Origin of the sequence: Chromobacterium sp. (genome assembly GCF_041912965.1) — a bacterium.
Classification (GTDB): Bacteria; Pseudomonadota; Gammaproteobacteria; order Burkholderiales; family Chromobacteriaceae; genus Chromobacterium; species Chromobacterium aquaticum.
On the sequence record NZ_JAYSGF010000010.1, the window covers coordinates 23,349 to 39,444 of the forward strand.

A 16,096-nucleotide genomic window follows, 5' to 3' on the forward strand; every position below is an offset into this window, starting at 1 on the left:
GCCTACCCGGAAATCTCCACCGTCAAACCGTGCAAGCACGGTTGCAAGGCGATCTGACAAGCCAGCCGGCAGCGGCCGTCGTCCGCCTCCGACAGCTCCAGCGCCGCCAGCAGCCGACGCTCCGCGCGCTCCATCGCCGGCAAGCGCGCCAGCCCGTCTTGCTCGACGCGAACCAGGCAAGTGCCGCACGAGGCCTGCCCGCCGCAGACGCCGCGCATCAGCCCGGCCGCGGCCAACGCCTGCATCAGGCTGCCGGCGGCGGCCACTTCCAGCAGCCGATCCCCGCCGTCCCCGCCGTCCCCGACGCGCACCCGCAGCGCCATCGATTCCGCAGCGACCGACGCCGGCGTCGCCGCCAGAAAGGCGTCGGCCAGGAAACGCTGTTCCGGCAGCCCGCGCTGCCGCGTCAGCAATTGCCTGGCCGCGGCGACCATCGCCGGCGCGCCGCAGGCGTATACCTCCGCCGCGCGCAAACAGGGAAAATCCTCGGCCGCCGCCTGCTGCACGAAACCACGCCGGCCGTTCCAGCCCGGCCCGGCCTCGGACAGCACTGGCTCGAAACGGAAATCCGGCCGCTCGCGCTCCCAGGCCCTCAACTCGTCGAACAGATACAGCTCATCCTCGGTGCGCCCTCCCCAATAGAGCGCGATCGGCGGCCGCCCAACCCTGTCCGGCCCCGACTGCAACATCGCCCGCAATGGCGCGATGCCGGTGCCGGTCGCCAACATCAGCGTTTGCGTCGTGCCGGCATCGTCGCGCCACACGCAATCGCCGTGCGGCCCCTCCAGCCATAGCGCGTCGCCCGGCCGCGCGTCGCAGCGCAGCCATTCGGAAAACTCGCCGCCGGGCTGCAGACGCACATGCAGCTCGATGCCGCCATCGGCGCTGGGCGCGGCCGCCATTGAATAACTGCGCCGCAGCCCGCCCGGCGTGGTCACCGCGACGAACTGTCCGCTCTGAAAGCGCAGCGGCGCCGCATCCACGCATTCCAGCCGCAAGCCGCGCACCTCGCGCCCCAGTCGCTCTATCGCCGCCAGCCGGTAGCGGCACGCGCCGCTGTTTGCCTGTTGTGTCATTTGCCGCTCCTTGAATATCTGTCCCGGCCACTTTAAGCCGACACTGGACCAGCAAAAACATCCAGTTTTGATAAGATTGATGGTCCAGAAATAAAAACGGCGACAAGGGGAACACGCATGCTGCGCAAATGGGATTTGCAATTGAGCCTGGATCGAAGCGGCGGCCTGCCGGCCCATCTGCAGATCGCTCAGCAGATCAGCGCCGACATCCAGCGCGGCCGCTTGCCGCCGGGCGCGTCGCTGCCGGGCAGCCGCGAACTGGCGGCGCAACTGGGGATCAACCGCAAGACCGCGGTGCTGGCCTATGAGGAACTGGCGGCGCAGGGCTGGCTGCTGACGCAGGGGCGGCGCGGCACCTTCGTCGCGCCGACCCTGCCGCTGCTGTCGCCGCGCCCGACACCGGCCGTAGCGCGCATCGCTCAGGCCACGACAAGGGCCGAAAGCCGCTTCATCGACTTTGGCGACGGGGTGCCGGATTCGCGGCTGATTCCCTTCGATGTGCTGGGTCGCGCCTACCGCCGCGCGCTGATCGCCGCCGCCCGCGCCGGACGGCTGGCGTACGGCGACCCGCGCGGCGAGCTGGGGCTGCGCCAGGCGCTGGCGGAAATGCTGGACATGGAGCGCGGCCTCAATGCCGACGCCGAGCGCATCTGCGTGGTGCGCGGCAGCCAGATGGGCATCTATCTGGCCGGCCGCGCGCTGCTGCGCCCCGGCGACGCGGTGGCGCTGGACGCGCTTAGCTACCCGCCGGCGCGCGAGGCCTTCCGCTCCCTGGGCGCGCGGCCGCTGGACGTGGAGCAGGACGCGGCCGGCATGCGGCCGGACGCGCTGGAGCGGCTGTGTCTGAGCCAGCCGGTCAAGGCCGTCTACCTGACGCCGCACCACCAATATCCGACCACCTTGATGATGCCGGCCGAACGCCGGCTGCAATTACTGGCGCTGTCGCGCCATTACGGTTTCACCATCATCGAAGACGACTACGACCACGAATTCCACTTCAGCCGCAGCCCGGTGCTGCCGATGGCCAGCCTGGACGCCGCCGAACGCATCATCTATGTCGGCTCGCTGTCCAAGGTGCTGGCGCCGGGCCTGCGCGTCGGTTATATGGTGGCCGAGCCCGCCATCATCGAACGCTGCGCCGCCGACATCATGCTGATAGACCGCCAGGGCAACGCCGTCACCGAGCTGGCGGTGGCGGAACTGATGCACAGCGGCGAACTGAAACGCCACATCCGCCGCGCGCTGCGAGTCTACGCCACGCGCCGGCAAACGCTGGCCGCCGCGTTGGACCGGGAGCTGGCCGGCCTCGCCAACTACACCCTGCCGGAAGGCGGGCTCGCGCTGTGGTTGCGACTGCCGCCGTGGACCGATATGCGGCGCCTGCTGGCCGATGCCGCCGAAGCCGGCGTCAAGGCGCTGCCCGGCGGCGCCTTCAGCGGCGACGGCGGCGACATTCCGGCGCTGCGCCTGGGCTTTGGCGCGCTGGAAGCGGAACAACTGGAGCAAGGCGTCGCGCGGCTGGCGCGGGCGCTGCGCCGGCAAATTCCAGCTGCGGGATTGCGAAGCTCATGACGAAGAACTAATCTGAGCCGATACCCCACCCGAAAGGCACGTCATGAGCCACGCCAACGGCCCCTATCGACTGACGCTGGAACGCTTGATCGACGCCCCGCCGGAACAGGTCTACCGCGCCTGGACCGACCCCGAATTACTATGCCAATGGTTCACTCCGCGGCCATGGACGGTGACAGCGGCCGAACTGGACGTCCGGCCCGGCGGCTCCAGCCTGGTGGTGATGCGCAGTCCCGACGGGCAGGAGTTTCCCAACCGCGGCGTCTATCTGGAAGTGCAGCCTGGACGCCGCCTGGTGTTCACCGACGCCTACACCGAAGCGTGGCTGCCATCGGCCAAGCCCTTCATGACCGTGACGCTGGAATTCCAACCCCGCGACGGCAAGACCCATTATCATGCCGAGGTCTTGCACTGGACCGAAGCCGATCTGCGCGAGCATGAGGCGATGGGCTTCGCCAGCGGCTGGGGCCAGGCCACCGACCAGTTGGAAGCCTTGCTCGGCAGGCTGCGCGCCGGCGCTTGAAGCCGTGCTCTTTTTTATCAAGCCCTTAGCGCGGCGACGTCCGCGCGCCGCCGCCAAACCTTGCCAAGCCGGGCAAAAAACGCTACATTCGGGCGCTCTAGCCGAAAACGCGCGGGTGTAGCTCAATGGTAGAGCAGAAGCTTCCCAAGCTTACGACGAGGGTTCGATTCCCTTCACCCGCTCCAGTCCGCTTCCGCAATCAAGTAACCTAGATCAATCCGCCGGCATGGCCCATCCGAGCACCCACCAATGAAATTGAATTCCGGCCGGCTGTGGCTACGTATCGCTGTTTACAGCCTCACCGCGCTACTGGCGGTGGCCGTCTTGGTGCAATCGCTGATCTATTGGCAATTCGACGAAGCCCAGGTGCGCACCACACTGTCGCACGCCTTGCAAGACACCGGTCGCGTGATCAGCATAGAAGGCCGCGTCACCCCCACTCTATTCCCATCCCCCGGCGTGCAGATCGAGAAGCTTTCCGTCTCCGAGCCGGGACAACAAACGCCGTTCGCCCGCGTCGAGGAACTCCGTGTCGGCCTGGGCTGGTGGCCGCTGCTGTTCGGCAACCGCGAAGTGCGCTCGGTGGCGCTGTACGGTCCCAGCGCCAATATCAGTCGCGACCAGGAAGGCCGGCTGTCCATCGCCGATCTGTTCCAGCGCCACAGCCAGAGCAGTTTCTCCATCAAGCTGGACACGCTGAAGATACGCGAGGGCACCCTGGTGCTGTCCGACCAGATGACCCGCACCGACAGCCGCGTCGCCAGCATCAGCCTGGATGCCGACAACCTGCTGGGGGGCGCCAGCCTCAGCGCCGGGGCCATTCTGGAACAGGGTTCGCGCCCGGTGCGCTTGGCGGTCAACACCCCGCTGTCCATCCAGGACGACCAGGTCAGCCTGGAAGAACTGGACGCGGTGGCGATGACCCAGCTGCCGGGCCTGGGCGAGAGCAAGCTCACCATCAGCGGACAGTACAAGCTCAACTTCGCCACGCTGCAAGCCACCGGCAGCAATGTGGCGCTCGCCTTCAGCAGCGAGCGCCCCAGCAGCGAAGTCCATCTGACCCTGCCGCAGATCAACGCCAGCTTCGACGAATTCACCATGCCCTCCGGCCAGTTGAGCGCCAAGCTCAGCTACGCGCGCAGCCAGTACCAACTGGAAGCCACGCTGGAAAACCTCAAGCTCAACGAAGCCGGCCTGTACGCCGACAAGCTGCACGGCGATTTCAACTGGCTTGCCGGCTCCACCAAGGTCAATGTCAAGCTCAACGCGCCGCTGTCGCTGGCCGGCATGAACCAATTGCGGATGCAGCCCTTGGCGCTGACCTCCTCCATCACCACCCCGCTGTTGCCGCGCGGCAAGCTGGTCTCCACCATGGACGGCGCGCTCGACGGCGATCTGGACGAACCGCGCTTCAATCTGCGCGTCGCCGGCAAGATGGACGGTTCCGACCTGGCGGTCACCGTCAGCCAGTACGGCCTGATCAAGCCGCGCCACGAGGCCACGGTATCGGTGGGCCGGCTGGACCTGAACCGCTACCTGCCGGAAAGCAAGGGCGATCCGGTGGCCATCTTCCAGAACACCGGCGATATCCCGTTGGACTGGCTGGACCTGTTCGACCTCACCGGCAAGGTGGCGATTGGCGAACTGGCTGTCGGGCGCTTCCGCGTCAAGCAGATCAGCAGCAATGTGCGCATCAACCCTCGCGAACTGGAACTGGACCAGATGTCGGCCGACATCTACGAGGGCCGCTTGCAGGGCGACGCCAGCCTCAGCCGCCGCGACGTGCCGCAGCTGAAGGTGAACCAGACGCTGCAGGGCATGAAAATCCGTCCCCTGCTGGTGGACCTGTTCAACTTCAGCCGCCTGGACGGCAAGGGCAACGGCAAGATAGACATCAACGCCGACGGCAAATCCTTCGCTCAGCTACGCAACACCCTGAGCGGCAATGTGCAGATGAGCCTGAACAACGGCGCGCTGACCGGCATCGACCTGGTGGCGGCGCTGAAGAACCTGCCGGCCGAGCTGAAGGAGTGGAACAGCGCCGCGCAGAACGACCAGAAAACCACCTTCGCCACACTGTCCAGCAGCTTCCGCCTGGACAAGGGCGTGGCGCGCAGCCAGGACCTGAAACTAGCCTCGCAACTGATGAATGTCGGCGGCGGCGGCAAGATAGACCTGAAGCAGAGCATCGTCGACTACACCATGGACGTGCAGGCCAACCCGCTGGCCTTCGCCCGCCTCAAGGGCGTCAACGTGCCGCTGAAGATCACCGGCCCGCTGAACGCGCCGGTCTACGCGCTGGACTTCAACGCCATGGTCAAGGGCAAGAAGACCGAGGTGGAAAAACAGCAGGCGCTGAAGCAGCAGTTGCAGAAGCAGATCACCACCATCCTGCCTTAACGCCCGACAACAGCATCAAGACGAACGGCCCCCGCGGCTCACGCCGCGAGGGCCGTTCGACGTTCGCCCGCCGGACCTTATTCCCCCTGTAGAATCCGGTACTCGGCCAACGCCAGCTGCTCCGGCGTGCCCAGCAACACCAGCGCGTCGCCCTGCTCCACCTCGAAGCTGTCGTCGAAATCGGTGCGCCGCACCCGCTGGCGGCGGATCGCCTTCAATTCCACGCCCAGATCCCGCAGATGCAGGCTGGCCAAAGGCTGGCCCACCGCCGCCGCGCCGGTGCAGACCTGAACGCTCTGCAGCCGCGGCACCAGCGCCTCGTCCATGCCCTCGCCCTCGTCGCTGGCGCCGCGGAAAAAGCCGCGGAACAGGCCGTAGCGCTCCTCGCGCACCGCGCGGATGCGGCGCACCACTCGGCTCGGCGGCACGCCGACCACCAGCAGCGCCTGCGAGGCCAGCATCAGGCTGCCCTCCATCACCTCGGCCACCACCTCGTCGGCTCCGGCGTGGCGCAGCTGATCCATATCGCTATCGTCCACGGTGCGCACGATCACCGGCAGCCCCGGCCGCGCATGCTCCACCGAACTCAAAATACGCAAGGCCGCGTGGGTATCGGCGAAAGTCACCACCACCGCCTTGGCGCGCATCAAGCCGGCCGCCACCAGCACCTCGTGCTTGCCGGCGTCGCCGAACACCACCGGATCTCCGGCCTCGCCGGCCTCGCGCACCCGCTCCGGGTCCATGTCCAGCGCGAAGAACGGAATCTCCTCCGCCTCCAGCAAGCGCGCCAGCGCCTGGCCGCTGCGGCCGTAGCCGCAGATCACCACGTGATCGTTCTTGGACATGCTCTCCACCAGCATGTGGTGCAGGTCCAGCGCCTGGAACATCCAGTCCTGCTTGATCAAGCGGCGGGTGATCTTGTCGCCGTACAGGATCAGGAAGGGCGCGATCAGCATCGAGATCAGAATCGCGGCGATCGCCGCCTGAGCGGTGCCAGCCGGCACCAGGTGCAGGTTAAGGGCCAGCGCCAGCAGCACGAAGCCGAATTCGCCACCCTGGGCCAGCGCCAGCGCGGCGCGCATGGACTCATTGGACTTGTGGCGGAAGCCGCGCGCCACGCCGAACACCACCGCCACCTTGATCGGCAGCAGCAGGGCCAGCATCAGCAGCACTTCGCCGAAACGCTCGAACAGCACCGTCAGTTCCAGCTTCATGCCGACGGTGACGAAGAAGAAGCCCAGCAGGATGTCGCGGAACGGCCGGATGTCCTCCTCCACCTGATAGCGGTATTCAGTTTCCGAAATCAGCATGCCGGCGACGAAGGCGCCCAAGGCCAGCGACAGACCGGACAACTCGGTCAGCCAGGCCACGCCCAGCGTCACCAGCAGCACATTGATCATGAACAGCTCGCCGGAGCGCTGGCGCGCCACCAGATGGAACCACGGCCGCAGCAGGCGCTGTCCGAAGAACAGCAGCAAGGCCAGCACCACCACCACCTTCAGCGCCGCCAGGCCCAGGTCCATCCACAAGGTATCGCTGCCGCCGGCGAAGGCCGGGAACAGGATCAGCAAGGGCACCACCGCGATGTCCTGGAACAGCAGCACGCCGATGGCCAGCTGGCCGTGGGCCTGGTTCAACTCCAGGCGTTCGTTCAAGAGCTTGCTGACGATGGCGGTGGACGACATCGCCAGCGCGCCGCCGACGGCGAAGCCTGTCAACGGACTGCCGCTGAGCCAGCCCACCGCCAGGCCCACCAGCAGCATGGTGGCCGCCACCTGGCCGAAGCCGACGCCGAATACCAGCTGCCGCATCGCGCGCAGCTTGGGCAGGGAGAACTCCAGGCCGATGGAGAACATCATGAAAACGATGCCGATTTCGCCGAGAAAGGCGGTTTCCTCGCCTTGCGGGATCAGATTCATCACGCCGGGGCCGGTCAGAAAGCCCACCACCAGATAACCGAGCATGGCCGGCACTTTCAGGCTGCGGCACAAGGTCACCGACAGCACCGCGGCCAGCAGAACCAAGACGATAGGGGCTAGTGACGAATGCATCGCGCGGCGGGGCTCCTGAAGCTAGAGAAAGGGAAAAGACTGCAATTTTTAACACATGCCAAGCAAAAGATGCACCAGCCTGCGTTCAGCGATTATAACCTTTGATATACTTTCGAATTATGGAAAAAGTACAAGCTCCGTCCCGGCTCCAACTGGCCCGGGAAGTCCTGCAGATAGAGTCCGAAGCCCTCACCACGCTGTCCCGCCGCCTGAACGGCGATTTTCTCGCCGCCGTGGACCTGATCCTGGCCAGCGCCGGACGCCTGGTGATCACCGGCATGGGCAAGTCCGGCCACGTGGCGCGCAAGATCGCCGCCACGCTGGCCAGCACCGGCACGCCGGCCTTCTTTGTGCACCCGGGCGAAGCCGCCCACGGCGACCTGGGCATGATCACCGCCCAGGACATCGTGCTGGCGCTGTCCAACTCCGGCGAGAGCGACGAAATCATCGCGCTGCTGCCGGCCTTGCGACGCAAGGGCGTGCGCCTGATCTGCATGACCGGCCGCGAAGGCTCCACCATGGCGCAGGAGGCCGACATCCATCTGGACGCTCATGTGGAGAAGGAAGCCTGTCCGCTGGGCCTGGCCCCAACCACCAGCACCACGGTGCAGATGGCGCTGGGCGACGCCTTGGCGGTGACGCTGATGGACGCGCGCGGCTTCGGCCAGGGCGATTTCGCGCTGTCCCACCCGGGCGGCAGCCTGGGGCGCAAGCTGCTGGTCCACGTATCCGACATCATGCACAGCGGCGATGAATTGCCGCGGGTGGCGCCGGGCACCCCGCTGAAGGACGCGTTGCTGGAGCTGTCGCGCAAGCGCCTGGGCATGCTGGCCATCTGCGCCGACGACGACACCCTGCTGGGCGTTTACACCGACGGCGACCTGCGCCGCACGCTGGAGCGCTCCGCCAATCTTTACGATCTGAGCATCGATCAGGTGATGAGCCGCTCGCCGCGCACCATAGGCCCGAAGAAACTGGCCACCGAGGCGGTATTCCTGATGGAACAGAACAAGATCACCAGCTTGCTGGTCGTAGATGAAGGCGACAAGCTGATAGGCGCGCTGCATCTGCACGATCTATTCAAGGCCGGCGTGATCTGAGTCGCCGACATTAGCAAGGACAAGCATGCAAAGCATTTTCGAGCAGGCCCGCAAGGTCAAGCTGCTGATCATGGACGTGGACGGCGTGATGACCGACGGCCGCATCTACTACAACGCCCACGGCGAGGAAAGCAAATCCTTCAATGTGCAGGACGGCCTGGGCCTGCGCCTGCTGCAATCCACCGGCGTCCAGTTGGCCATCATCTCCGGCCGCGCCGACCGCTGCGTGGAACACCGCGCCCGCGCGCTGCAGATCGACCATTACTATGGCGGCGTGCATGACAAGAAAGTCGCGTTGAACGAGTTGCTGGAGCGGCTGGAACTACAGCCCGAGGAATGCGCGTTCATCGGCGACGACCTGATCGACCTGCCCATCATCACCCGCGTCGGCCTGGCCGTCGCGGTGCCGGAAGCGCCGGCCCTGGTGCGCCAGCGCGCCCACTATGTCACCGGCAGTTCCGGCGGCAAGGGCGCGGTGCGCGAGCTGGCGGAACTGATCATGCAAGCCCAAGGCACCTTCGACGCCATCCTGGCAAGGTATCTGGCATGATCCGGCTGCTGCGCTCCCACCGGCTGTTCCCGCTGTTGCTGGTCGGCCTGACCGGCCTGTTGACCGTGTGGCTGGACCAGGTGTCGCGCTGGGACAGCAATCGCCGCGAACTGGACCCGGACAAGCCCGAATACGTGGCCGAGCACCTGACCGCCTCGCGCTTCGACCCGCAAGGCAAGCTCAACGAACGGCTGATCGCCACCCGCATGTGGCAATACCCGGGCAAGGACGACGCCTTCTTCGAAAATCCCGAGCTCTACCAATACCAGCAGGGCGTGTTGCAATACCAGCTGACCGGCGATGTCGGCCGCTACAACAACAAGACCCAGCAGGCCTATTTCGACAAGAAGGCGGTGATGATACAGCCGCCGATGGCGGACAAGCCGGAAACCAAGGTCGTCACCAGCGCCATGCATGTCGACACCGCCAAAAAGATAGCCCGCTCCGCCGCGCCCACCGTGTTCTATCATGGCAAGTCGCACGGCAATTCCGTGGGTTTCGTTTACCAGCAACAGACAGGCTTGTTGAACCTGCTGTCTCACACCAAGATCGTTTATGAAAAATAAGTTCCGTCTCCTGCTGGCCAGCCTGGCGCTGGCCGCCTCCTTCGCCCACGCGGAGCAGGCCGACCGCACCAAGCCGCTGGAAATCACCAGCGACAACGGCTGCACCATGGACCAGATCAAGGGCGTGTCCACCTGCGAGGGCAATGTGGTGGTGATCCAGGGCACGCTGCGCCTGAACGCCGACAAAGTCGTCGCCACCCAGGACAAGCAAGGCAACCAGACCCTGGTGGCCACCGGCCGCATCGTCACCTTCCGCCAGAAGATGGACGGCAAGAACGAATGGGTGGAAGGCCAGTCCAGCCGCCTCGACTACACCAGCGCCGCCAATCTCGCGGTGCTGACCGGCAATGCCCGCGTCAAGCGCGAGGGCGACCTGGTGGTGGGCAATGTGATCACCTACAACACCCAGAACGAGACCTACCAGGTCACCGGCGGCACCGCCACCGGTCCCAACAAGGGCCGCGTCACCGTGATCCTGCAGCCCAAGAACGCCGCCTCGCAGCCGGCCGCGGCCAAACCCGCCAGCGGAGCCGCCAAATGACGCCAAGCGTGCTCAAGGTAGAGCGCCTGCGCAAGCGCTTCAAGAAACGCACCGTGGTCAAGGACGTGGCGCTGGAAATCGCCAGCGGCGAAGTGGTGGGCCTGCTCGGCCCCAACGGCGCCGGCAAGACCACCAGCTTCTACATGATCGTCGGCCTGATCGGCGCCGACGACGGCGAGATTCGCCTCGACGACCAGGTGATCACCCACTATCCCATCCACCACCGCGCGCGGCTGGGCCTGGGCTATCTGCCGCAGGAAGCGTCCATCTTCCGCCGCATGACGGTGGAGGAAAACATCGCAGCCATCCTGGAAGTGTCCGGCCTCAAGGGCAAGGAGTTGGAAAAAGAGCTGGACCTGCTGCTGGACGACCTCAACATCGGCCACCTGCGCGACAGCAGCGCGCTGTCGCTGTCCGGCGGCGAGCGCCGCCGCGTGGAGATCGCCCGCGTGCTGGCCACCCGGCCGCGCTTCATCCTGCTGGACGAACCCTTCGCCGGCGTCGACCCGATCGCGGTGATCGACATCCAGAAAATCATCTCCTTCCTGAAGGAGCGCGGCATCGGCGTGCTGATCACCGACCACAATGTGCGCGAAACCCTGCGCATCTGCGACCGCGCCTACATCATCAGCGAAGGCTCGGTGCTCGCCTCCGGCGAGCCGGAAGAACTGGTCAACAACGAGAAGGTGCGCGAAGTCTATCTTGGCGAACACTTCCACCTGTAAGCGATGAAACAGACCCTTCAGCTCAAGGTATCGCAGCAGCTGACCCTGACGCCGCAGCTGCAGCAGTCGATCAAGCTGCTGCAGATGTCCACGCTCGACCTGCAGACCGAGGTCGAACGCTTCCTGCTGGACAATCCCTTGCTTGAGCGCGGCGACGAGGCGCCGCAGGGCGAGACGCCGGACAGCGCCGCCAGTCAGGAGCAGGACGGCCCGGCGGAAAGCCGCGAAGAAAGCGGCGGCGACGAGGCCGAGCGCGGCGGCGAGGCCGGTGAACTGAGCGACTGGGGCAGCGGCGCACGCCGCGGCGACGGCGACGATGAGCTGGACCCTATGCTCAACGTCCCCTGCCCGGTCAGCCTGCGCGAACACCTGCTGGCGCAGCTGGGCGAGGTGGCGCTGCCGACGCGCGATCACGCCATCGTCCGGCTGCTGATCGAAGAACTGGACGACGACGGCTATCTGAGCCAGGAACTGGAAGACATCGCCAGCCATCTGCCGCTGGAGCTGGAAGTCGAAACCGACGAGCTGATGATAGGCCTGCGCCTGCTGCAGCAGTTCGATCCGCCCGGCGTCGGCGCGCGCTCGCTGCCGGAAGCGCTGGCGCTGCAGCTGCAGCGGCTGGACCCGGACGAGCCGCAGCGCGGCCTGGCGCTGGCCATCGTCCGTGATCACCTGGCCTTGCTCGGCAATCGCGACTACACCCGGCTAAAGAAACTGCTGAGCGTGGACGACGCCGCGCTGCGCGCCGCCCAGGCGCTGATCGCCCGCCTCAACCCCCGCCCCACCGCCGGTTTCGGCGCCAGCGACACCCAGTACGTGATTCCGGATGTCTCGGTCAAAAAACGCAAGGGACGCTGGGTGGCGACGCTCAACGGCGGCGCCGTGCCGCGTTTGCGCGTCAACCAGATGTACGCGCGCTTGCTGGCGGAAAACCGCGGCGGCAACGGCGAAATGTCCTCGCGGCTGCAGGAAGCAAAATGGCTGGTGAAGAACATCCAGCAGCGATTTGACACTATCCTGAAAGTGGCGGAAGCTATCGTTGACAGGCAGCAATCGTTCTTTGAACACGGTGAAGTGGCCATGCGCCCGCTGATTCTGCGCGATATCGCGGACGAGCTGGGCCTGCATGAATCCACGGTTTCCCGAGTCACCACCCAAAAGTACCTGCTGTGCCCGCGCGGGCTGTTCGAGCTCAAGTATTTCTTCGGCAGCTCGCTGGAAACCGACAGCGGCGGCGAGTGCTCGGCCACCGCGATCAAGGCCCATATCCGCAGCCTGATCGACGCCGAAGCGCCAAGCAAACCGTTGTCCGACAGCGCCCTGGTCGAAGCGCTGGCCAAGCAGGGAATACAAGTTGCCAGACGCACGATAGCCAAGTATCGTGAAGCCATGCAGATACCGCCGGTCAACCAGCGCAAGACGCTGTGATCCCGGCGGCAGAATACAGCGATCCGGCCGACCCGACCGGACTGTCAACACCAGAAGGAGCTAGGGTATGAACCTCAAAGTAACTGGACTGCATCTGGAAGTAACTCCCGCCCTGCGCGAATACGTCGAAACCAAAATGGAGCGCGTTACTCGTCATGTCGACCATGTGATCGACATTTCCGTTACTCTGTCTGTTGATAAACTGGTGCAAAAAGCTGAAGTCAACGTGCATCTGTCCGGCAAGGACATCCACGTGGAAGCCACCGAGTCCGATATGTACGCCGCCATCGATCTGCTGATCGACAAGCTGGACCGTCAAGTGCTGAAACACAAGGAAAAGCAGTCTGAACACCGTGCTCCGGCCCCCGAAGCCAGCCTGTAATTCCTTGATCTGGAAGGCGGGAGCCTGCGGGTTCCCGCTTTTCTTTGCACTTGCCCGTTTTCAGTACTATCAAGGCAACGTAGAATTGCCGGGTTTTTCTCAGCCGCATGCATAATCCAATATGAACCTCATCGGCAAAATCCTGACTCCCGAACACGTGCTGCTCGACCTCGATGTCGCCAGCAAGAAACGCGTGTTCGAGCAAGTTGGCCTCTTGGTTGAAAATACCCGGGGCATCGCGCGCAGCGAAATCTTCGATTGTCTGTTCGCCCGCGAAAAACTCGGCTCCACTGGCCTGGGCCAGGGCGTGGCGATTCCGCACGGCCGCGCGCGCGGCCTGAAGGAGGCGATGGGCGTGTTCATTCGCCTGAAAACCCCTATCCCCTTCGACGCGCCCGACGGCAAGCCGGTGCAGTGCCTGTTTGTGCTGCTGGTGCCGGAACAGGCGACCGATCTGCATCTGCAAGTGCTGTCCGAACTGGCCCAGCTATTCTCCAGCCGCCAGATGCGCGAGCAGATGCTGGGCACCGCCGCGCGCGACGAGCTCTACCAGCTGCTCAATAATTGGGTGCCCAATGCCTAGCATCAGCGTCCGCCGGCTGTACCAGGAAAACCAGCAGAAGCTCAACCTGACCTGGGTCGCGGGCACCGGCGGCGCCGACAATATGATAGGCAACGACGAGCAGCGCCCGACGCAGGCGCTGGTCGGCCACCTCAATTTCATCCACCCCAACCGGGTCCAGGTGCTGGGCCTCGCCGAGGTGGACTATCTGAACCGGCTGGAGCAATCCGCCGCCAAGACCGCGCTGGACCAGCTGTTCCACAAGAGCATGTCGGTGGTGATGGTGGCCAACGACCAGCCGGTGCCCAAGCTGCTGCGCGACTACTGCCACACCCACAACGTCCCGCTGATGACCACCAAGCTGGAAAGCCCCTACCTGATGGATGTGCTGCGCATCTATCTGGCGCGGGCGCTGGCGGTGTCCACCGTGCTGCACGGCGTGTTTCTCGACGTGTTCGAGATCGGCGTGCTGATCATGGGCGATTCGGCGATGGGCAAGAGCGAGCTGGCGCTGGAACTGATTTCCCGCGGCCACGGCATGGTGGCCGACGACGCGGTGGAGCTGTACCGCATCGGCCCGGACACGCTGGAAGGCCGTTGCCCTCCCTTGCTGCGCGACTTCCTGGAAGTGCGCGGCCTGGGCATCCTCAATATCCGCACCATCTTCGGCGAGACCGCGGTGCGGCCGAAGAAGGTGCTGCGGCTGATCATCCACCTGGTCAAGGCCAACGACCAGGCGATGCAGGCGCTGGACCGACTGAATATCCAGTCGGAAACCCAGGACATCATCGGCGTCACCATCCGCAAGGTGGTGCTGCCGGTGGCCGCCGGCCGCAACCTGGCGGTGCTGGTGGAGGCCGCGGTGCGCAACTACATCCTGCAGCTGCGCGGCATCGACAGCACCCGCGAATTCATCGAACGCCACACCAACTTCCTCAGAGACCAGGAAAATGCGCCTGATATTGATTAGCGGCCTGTCCGGCTCCGGCAAGTCGGTGGCGCTGCGCGCGCTGGAAGACGCCGGCTTCTACTGCGTGGACAATCTGCCGGCCACCATGCTACACGAGGCGATGTCGCTGTACGCCGACTACGGCTATGAGCAGATCGCCATCAGCGTGGACACCCGCTCCGGCCCGTCGCTGGGCGCGCTGCCGGCGGAAATGGAAAAGCTGAAGGCGCAGGGCGTGGACGTGCGACTGCTGTTCCTGGAAGCCACCGCCGCCACCCTGGTCAAGCGCTTCTCCGAAACCCGCCGCCGCCACCCGCTGTCCGGCGCCGACGTCACGGTGGAGGAAAGCATAGGCCTGGAACAGGAGATGCTGGCCGAGATCATGGAGCTGGGCACCCGCATCGACACCAGCGAGCTGTCCGCCAACGCCTTGCGCAGCTGGGTGCGCGAACTGGTCGACGCCGACAGCAGCCGACTGACGCTGATCTTCGAATCCTTCGGCTTCAAGCACGGCCTGCCGCAGGACGCCGATTTCGTGTTCGACGTGCGCTGCCTGCCCAATCCCTATTACGACCCTCAGCTGCGCCCGTTCACCGGTCGCGATCAGCCCATCATCGATTTCTTCCAGCACACCCCGGCCGTGCAGCAGATGGTGACGGACATCCAGCAGATGGTGGCCAAATGGCTGCCCTGTTTCAGCATGGAAAACCGCAGCTATCTGACCATAGCTGTAGGCTGCACCGGCGGCCAGCACCGCTCGGTCTACATCATCGAACAATTGTCGCGGCTATTCGCCGCCGAGCAGGTATTGGTGCGCCATCGCCAGCTCTACCGCCAGAACTGAGCGCTCACAGGAGACCCGCATGCGTGCGATCAAGACCGTCACCGTCGCGCTGACCGGCGCCTCCGGCCTGCCCTATGGGCTGCGGCTGATCGACTGCCTGATCGCCGCCGGCATCCGCGTCTGGGTGCTGTATTCGCAAGCCGCGCAAGTCGTGGCCAAGCAGGAAATGGATCTGACCCTGCCGTCGCGCCCGGCCGAGGCCCAGCAATGGCTGATGCGGCGCAGCGGCGCGCGCGAGGGCCAGCTGGCGGTATTCGGCCGCGAAGAATGGTTCGCGCCGGTCGCCTCCGGCTCCAACCCCGCCGACGCCATGGTGGTCTGCCCCTGCTCGATGGGCACGCTGGCCGCCATCGCCCACGGCAGCAGCGACAATCTGATCGAACGCGCCGCCGACGTCAGCATCAAGGAACAGCGCAAGCTGGTGCTGGTGCCGCGCGAGGCGCCGTTCTCCGCCATTCACCTGGAAAACATGCTCAAGCTAGCGCGTCTCGGCGTTGTCATCCTGCCACCATCTCCAGGCTTCTATACTCATCCCAAGACCGTGGACGACATGATCGACTTCGTCGTGGCCCGCGTCCTGGACCAGTTGCACATCGACAATCAATTGACGCCGCGCTGGGGCGAAGCAAGCCCGAATATCCCAACGGCGCCCTAGCCAGCCACCGCGCGCCGCTTGCGGCCCGGTCTTTAAGAGTCCGTTCACGATCTTGCGAGCAAGAGCGAGACAAGGCGAAAGCCGCTGAGAAAGCTGAATGTACACGTGGTACATGAGCATTTCGAAGTGGCACTCACCGTGCCACGTCTCACGAAGCGCAACAGGCTTTGAA

Annotated in this window: 16 protein-coding genes and 1 tRNA gene; 15 read left to right on the plus strand and 2 right to left on the minus strand. The window is 65.1% G+C overall.

What is annotated here, in order from left to right:
* Positions 1-2 precede the first annotated feature (2 nt).
* On the minus strand, positions 3-1,076 hold the full coding sequence (locus tag ACE3QM_RS07275; protein ID WP_374421231.1) for an FAD-binding oxidoreductase: 1,074 nt from the start codon (positions 1,074-1,076) through the stop codon (positions 3-5).
* A 117-nt stretch (positions 1,077-1,193) separates the two neighbouring features.
* Between ACE3QM_RS07275 and ACE3QM_RS07280 the strand changes: the two genes are divergently transcribed.
* From ACE3QM_RS07280 to ACE3QM_RS07295, 4 genes are all read left to right on the plus strand, one after another.
* Positions 1,194-2,648, plus strand: coding sequence for a PLP-dependent aminotransferase family protein (locus ACE3QM_RS07280; protein ID WP_374421233.1), 1,455 nt, complete (start codon positions 1,194-1,196; stop codon positions 2,646-2,648).
* 43 nt (positions 2,649-2,691) lie between these two features.
* On the plus strand, positions 2,692-3,171 hold the full coding sequence (locus tag ACE3QM_RS07285) for an SRPBCC family protein (RefSeq protein WP_231465023.1): 480 nt from the start codon (positions 2,692-2,694) through the stop codon (positions 3,169-3,171).
* A 111-nt stretch (positions 3,172-3,282) separates the two neighbouring features.
* Positions 3,283-3,356, plus strand: a tRNA-Gly gene (locus ACE3QM_RS07290).
* Between the two features lie 64 nt (positions 3,357-3,420).
* Positions 3,421-5,571 carry an AsmA family protein gene (locus tag ACE3QM_RS07295; RefSeq protein WP_374421235.1) on the plus strand — a complete coding sequence of 717 codons (2,151 nt, stop codon included), beginning with the start codon at positions 3,421-3,423 and terminating at the stop codon, positions 5,569-5,571.
* A gap of 77 nt (positions 5,572-5,648) precedes the next feature.
* On the opposite strand, the gene ACE3QM_RS07300 is transcribed toward ACE3QM_RS07295, so the two are convergent.
* Entirely contained in the window at positions 5,649-7,622 is a 1,974-nt protein-coding gene (locus ACE3QM_RS07300; RefSeq protein WP_048408736.1) for a cation:proton antiporter, read from the minus strand.
* 119 nt (positions 7,623-7,741) lie between these two features.
* Here ACE3QM_RS07300 and ACE3QM_RS07305 point away from each other — a divergent pair, with 119 nt between their 5' ends.
* From ACE3QM_RS07305 to ACE3QM_RS07355, 11 genes are all read left to right on the plus strand, one after another.
* Positions 7,742-8,722, plus strand: coding sequence for a KpsF/GutQ family sugar-phosphate isomerase (locus ACE3QM_RS07305; protein ID WP_048408735.1), 981 nt, complete (start codon positions 7,742-7,744; stop codon positions 8,720-8,722).
* A gap of 25 nt (positions 8,723-8,747) precedes the next feature.
* Entirely contained in the window at positions 8,748-9,272 is a 525-nt protein-coding gene (kdsC, locus tag ACE3QM_RS07310) for a 3-deoxy-manno-octulosonate-8-phosphatase KdsC (protein WP_048408734.1), read from the plus strand.
* Positions 9,269-9,838: an LPS export ABC transporter periplasmic protein LptC gene (gene lptC / locus ACE3QM_RS07315; protein WP_048408733.1), complete on the plus strand. Its 570-nt coding sequence runs from the start codon at positions 9,269-9,271 to the stop codon at positions 9,836-9,838. The genes kdsC and lptC overlap by 4 nt, the downstream gene beginning before the upstream one ends.
* The gene (lptA, locus tag ACE3QM_RS07320) at positions 9,828-10,379 is read left to right on the plus strand and encodes a lipopolysaccharide transport periplasmic protein LptA (RefSeq protein ID WP_048408732.1); all 552 of its coding nucleotides are present in this window, start codon (positions 9,828-9,830) and stop codon (positions 10,377-10,379) included. The genes lptC and lptA overlap by 11 nt, the downstream gene beginning before the upstream one ends.
* On the plus strand, positions 10,376-11,104 hold the full coding sequence (gene lptB, locus ACE3QM_RS07325) for an LPS export ABC transporter ATP-binding protein (RefSeq protein ID WP_048408731.1): 729 nt from the start codon (positions 10,376-10,378) through the stop codon (positions 11,102-11,104). The genes lptA and lptB overlap by 4 nt, the downstream gene beginning before the upstream one ends.
* Positions 11,105-11,107: 3 nt before the next feature.
* Positions 11,108-12,532, plus strand: a complete 1,425-nt coding sequence (locus ACE3QM_RS07330) for an RNA polymerase factor sigma-54 (protein WP_048408730.1) — start codon at positions 11,108-11,110, stop codon at positions 12,530-12,532.
* 67 nt (positions 12,533-12,599) lie between these two features.
* Positions 12,600-12,914, plus strand: coding sequence for a ribosome hibernation-promoting factor, HPF/YfiA family (hpf, locus tag ACE3QM_RS07335; protein ID WP_019104259.1), 315 nt, complete (start codon positions 12,600-12,602; stop codon positions 12,912-12,914).
* Between the two features lie 121 nt (positions 12,915-13,035).
* A complete protein-coding gene (gene ptsN / locus ACE3QM_RS07340; protein WP_374421238.1) occupies positions 13,036-13,497 on the plus strand; it encodes a PTS IIA-like nitrogen regulatory protein PtsN in 462 nt (153 codons plus the stop codon).
* Entirely contained in the window at positions 13,490-14,446 is a 957-nt protein-coding gene (hprK, locus tag ACE3QM_RS07345; protein WP_019104261.1) for an HPr(Ser) kinase/phosphatase, read from the plus strand. The genes ptsN and hprK overlap by 8 nt, the downstream gene beginning before the upstream one ends.
* Entirely contained in the window at positions 14,427-15,269 is an 843-nt protein-coding gene (gene rapZ, locus ACE3QM_RS07350) for an RNase adapter RapZ (RefSeq protein WP_048408728.1), read from the plus strand. Before hprK ends, rapZ begins: the two co-directional genes overlap by 20 nt.
* 19 nt (positions 15,270-15,288) lie before the next feature.
* On the plus strand, positions 15,289-15,924 hold the full coding sequence (locus tag ACE3QM_RS07355; protein WP_374421241.1) for a flavin prenyltransferase UbiX: 636 nt from the start codon (positions 15,289-15,291) through the stop codon (positions 15,922-15,924).
* Positions 15,925-16,096: the final 172 nt, after the last annotated feature.

What these genes read in the sequence shown, in the direction of transcription:
- ACE3QM_RS07275 (WP_374421231.1), bottom strand. Translation starts at nt 1,076, where the DNA reads ATGACACAACAGGCAAACAGCGGCGCGTGCCGCTACCGGCTGGCGGCG.
- ACE3QM_RS07280 (WP_374421233.1), top strand. Translation starts at nt 1,194, where the DNA reads ATGCTGCGCAAATGGGATTTGCAATTGAGCCTGGATCGAAGCGGCGGC.
- ACE3QM_RS07285 (WP_231465023.1), top strand. Translation starts at nt 2,692, where the DNA reads ATGAGCCACGCCAACGGCCCCTATCGACTGACGCTGGAACGCTTGATC.
- ACE3QM_RS07295 (WP_374421235.1), top strand. Translation starts at nt 3,421, where the DNA reads ATGAAATTGAATTCCGGCCGGCTGTGGCTACGTATCGCTGTTTACAGC.
- ACE3QM_RS07300 (WP_048408736.1), bottom strand. Translation starts at nt 7,622, where the DNA reads ATGCATTCGTCACTAGCCCCTATCGTCTTGGTTCTGCTGGCCGCGGTG.
- ACE3QM_RS07305 (WP_048408735.1), top strand. Translation starts at nt 7,742, where the DNA reads ATGGAAAAAGTACAAGCTCCGTCCCGGCTCCAACTGGCCCGGGAAGTC.
- kdsC (WP_048408734.1), top strand. Translation starts at nt 8,748, where the DNA reads ATGCAAAGCATTTTCGAGCAGGCCCGCAAGGTCAAGCTGCTGATCATG.
- lptC (WP_048408733.1), top strand. Translation starts at nt 9,269, where the DNA reads ATGATCCGGCTGCTGCGCTCCCACCGGCTGTTCCCGCTGTTGCTGGTC.
- lptA (WP_048408732.1), top strand. Translation starts at nt 9,828, where the DNA reads ATGAAAAATAAGTTCCGTCTCCTGCTGGCCAGCCTGGCGCTGGCCGCC.
- lptB (WP_048408731.1), top strand. Translation starts at nt 10,376, where the DNA reads ATGACGCCAAGCGTGCTCAAGGTAGAGCGCCTGCGCAAGCGCTTCAAG.
- ACE3QM_RS07330 (WP_048408730.1), top strand. Translation starts at nt 11,108, where the DNA reads ATGAAACAGACCCTTCAGCTCAAGGTATCGCAGCAGCTGACCCTGACG.
- hpf (WP_019104259.1), top strand. Translation starts at nt 12,600, where the DNA reads ATGAACCTCAAAGTAACTGGACTGCATCTGGAAGTAACTCCCGCCCTG.
- ptsN (WP_374421238.1), top strand. Translation starts at nt 13,036, where the DNA reads ATGAACCTCATCGGCAAAATCCTGACTCCCGAACACGTGCTGCTCGAC.
- hprK (WP_019104261.1), top strand. Translation starts at nt 13,490, where the DNA reads ATGCCTAGCATCAGCGTCCGCCGGCTGTACCAGGAAAACCAGCAGAAG.
- rapZ (WP_048408728.1), top strand. Translation starts at nt 14,427, where the DNA reads ATGCGCCTGATATTGATTAGCGGCCTGTCCGGCTCCGGCAAGTCGGTG.
- ACE3QM_RS07355 (WP_374421241.1), top strand. Translation starts at nt 15,289, where the DNA reads ATGCGTGCGATCAAGACCGTCACCGTCGCGCTGACCGGCGCCTCCGGC.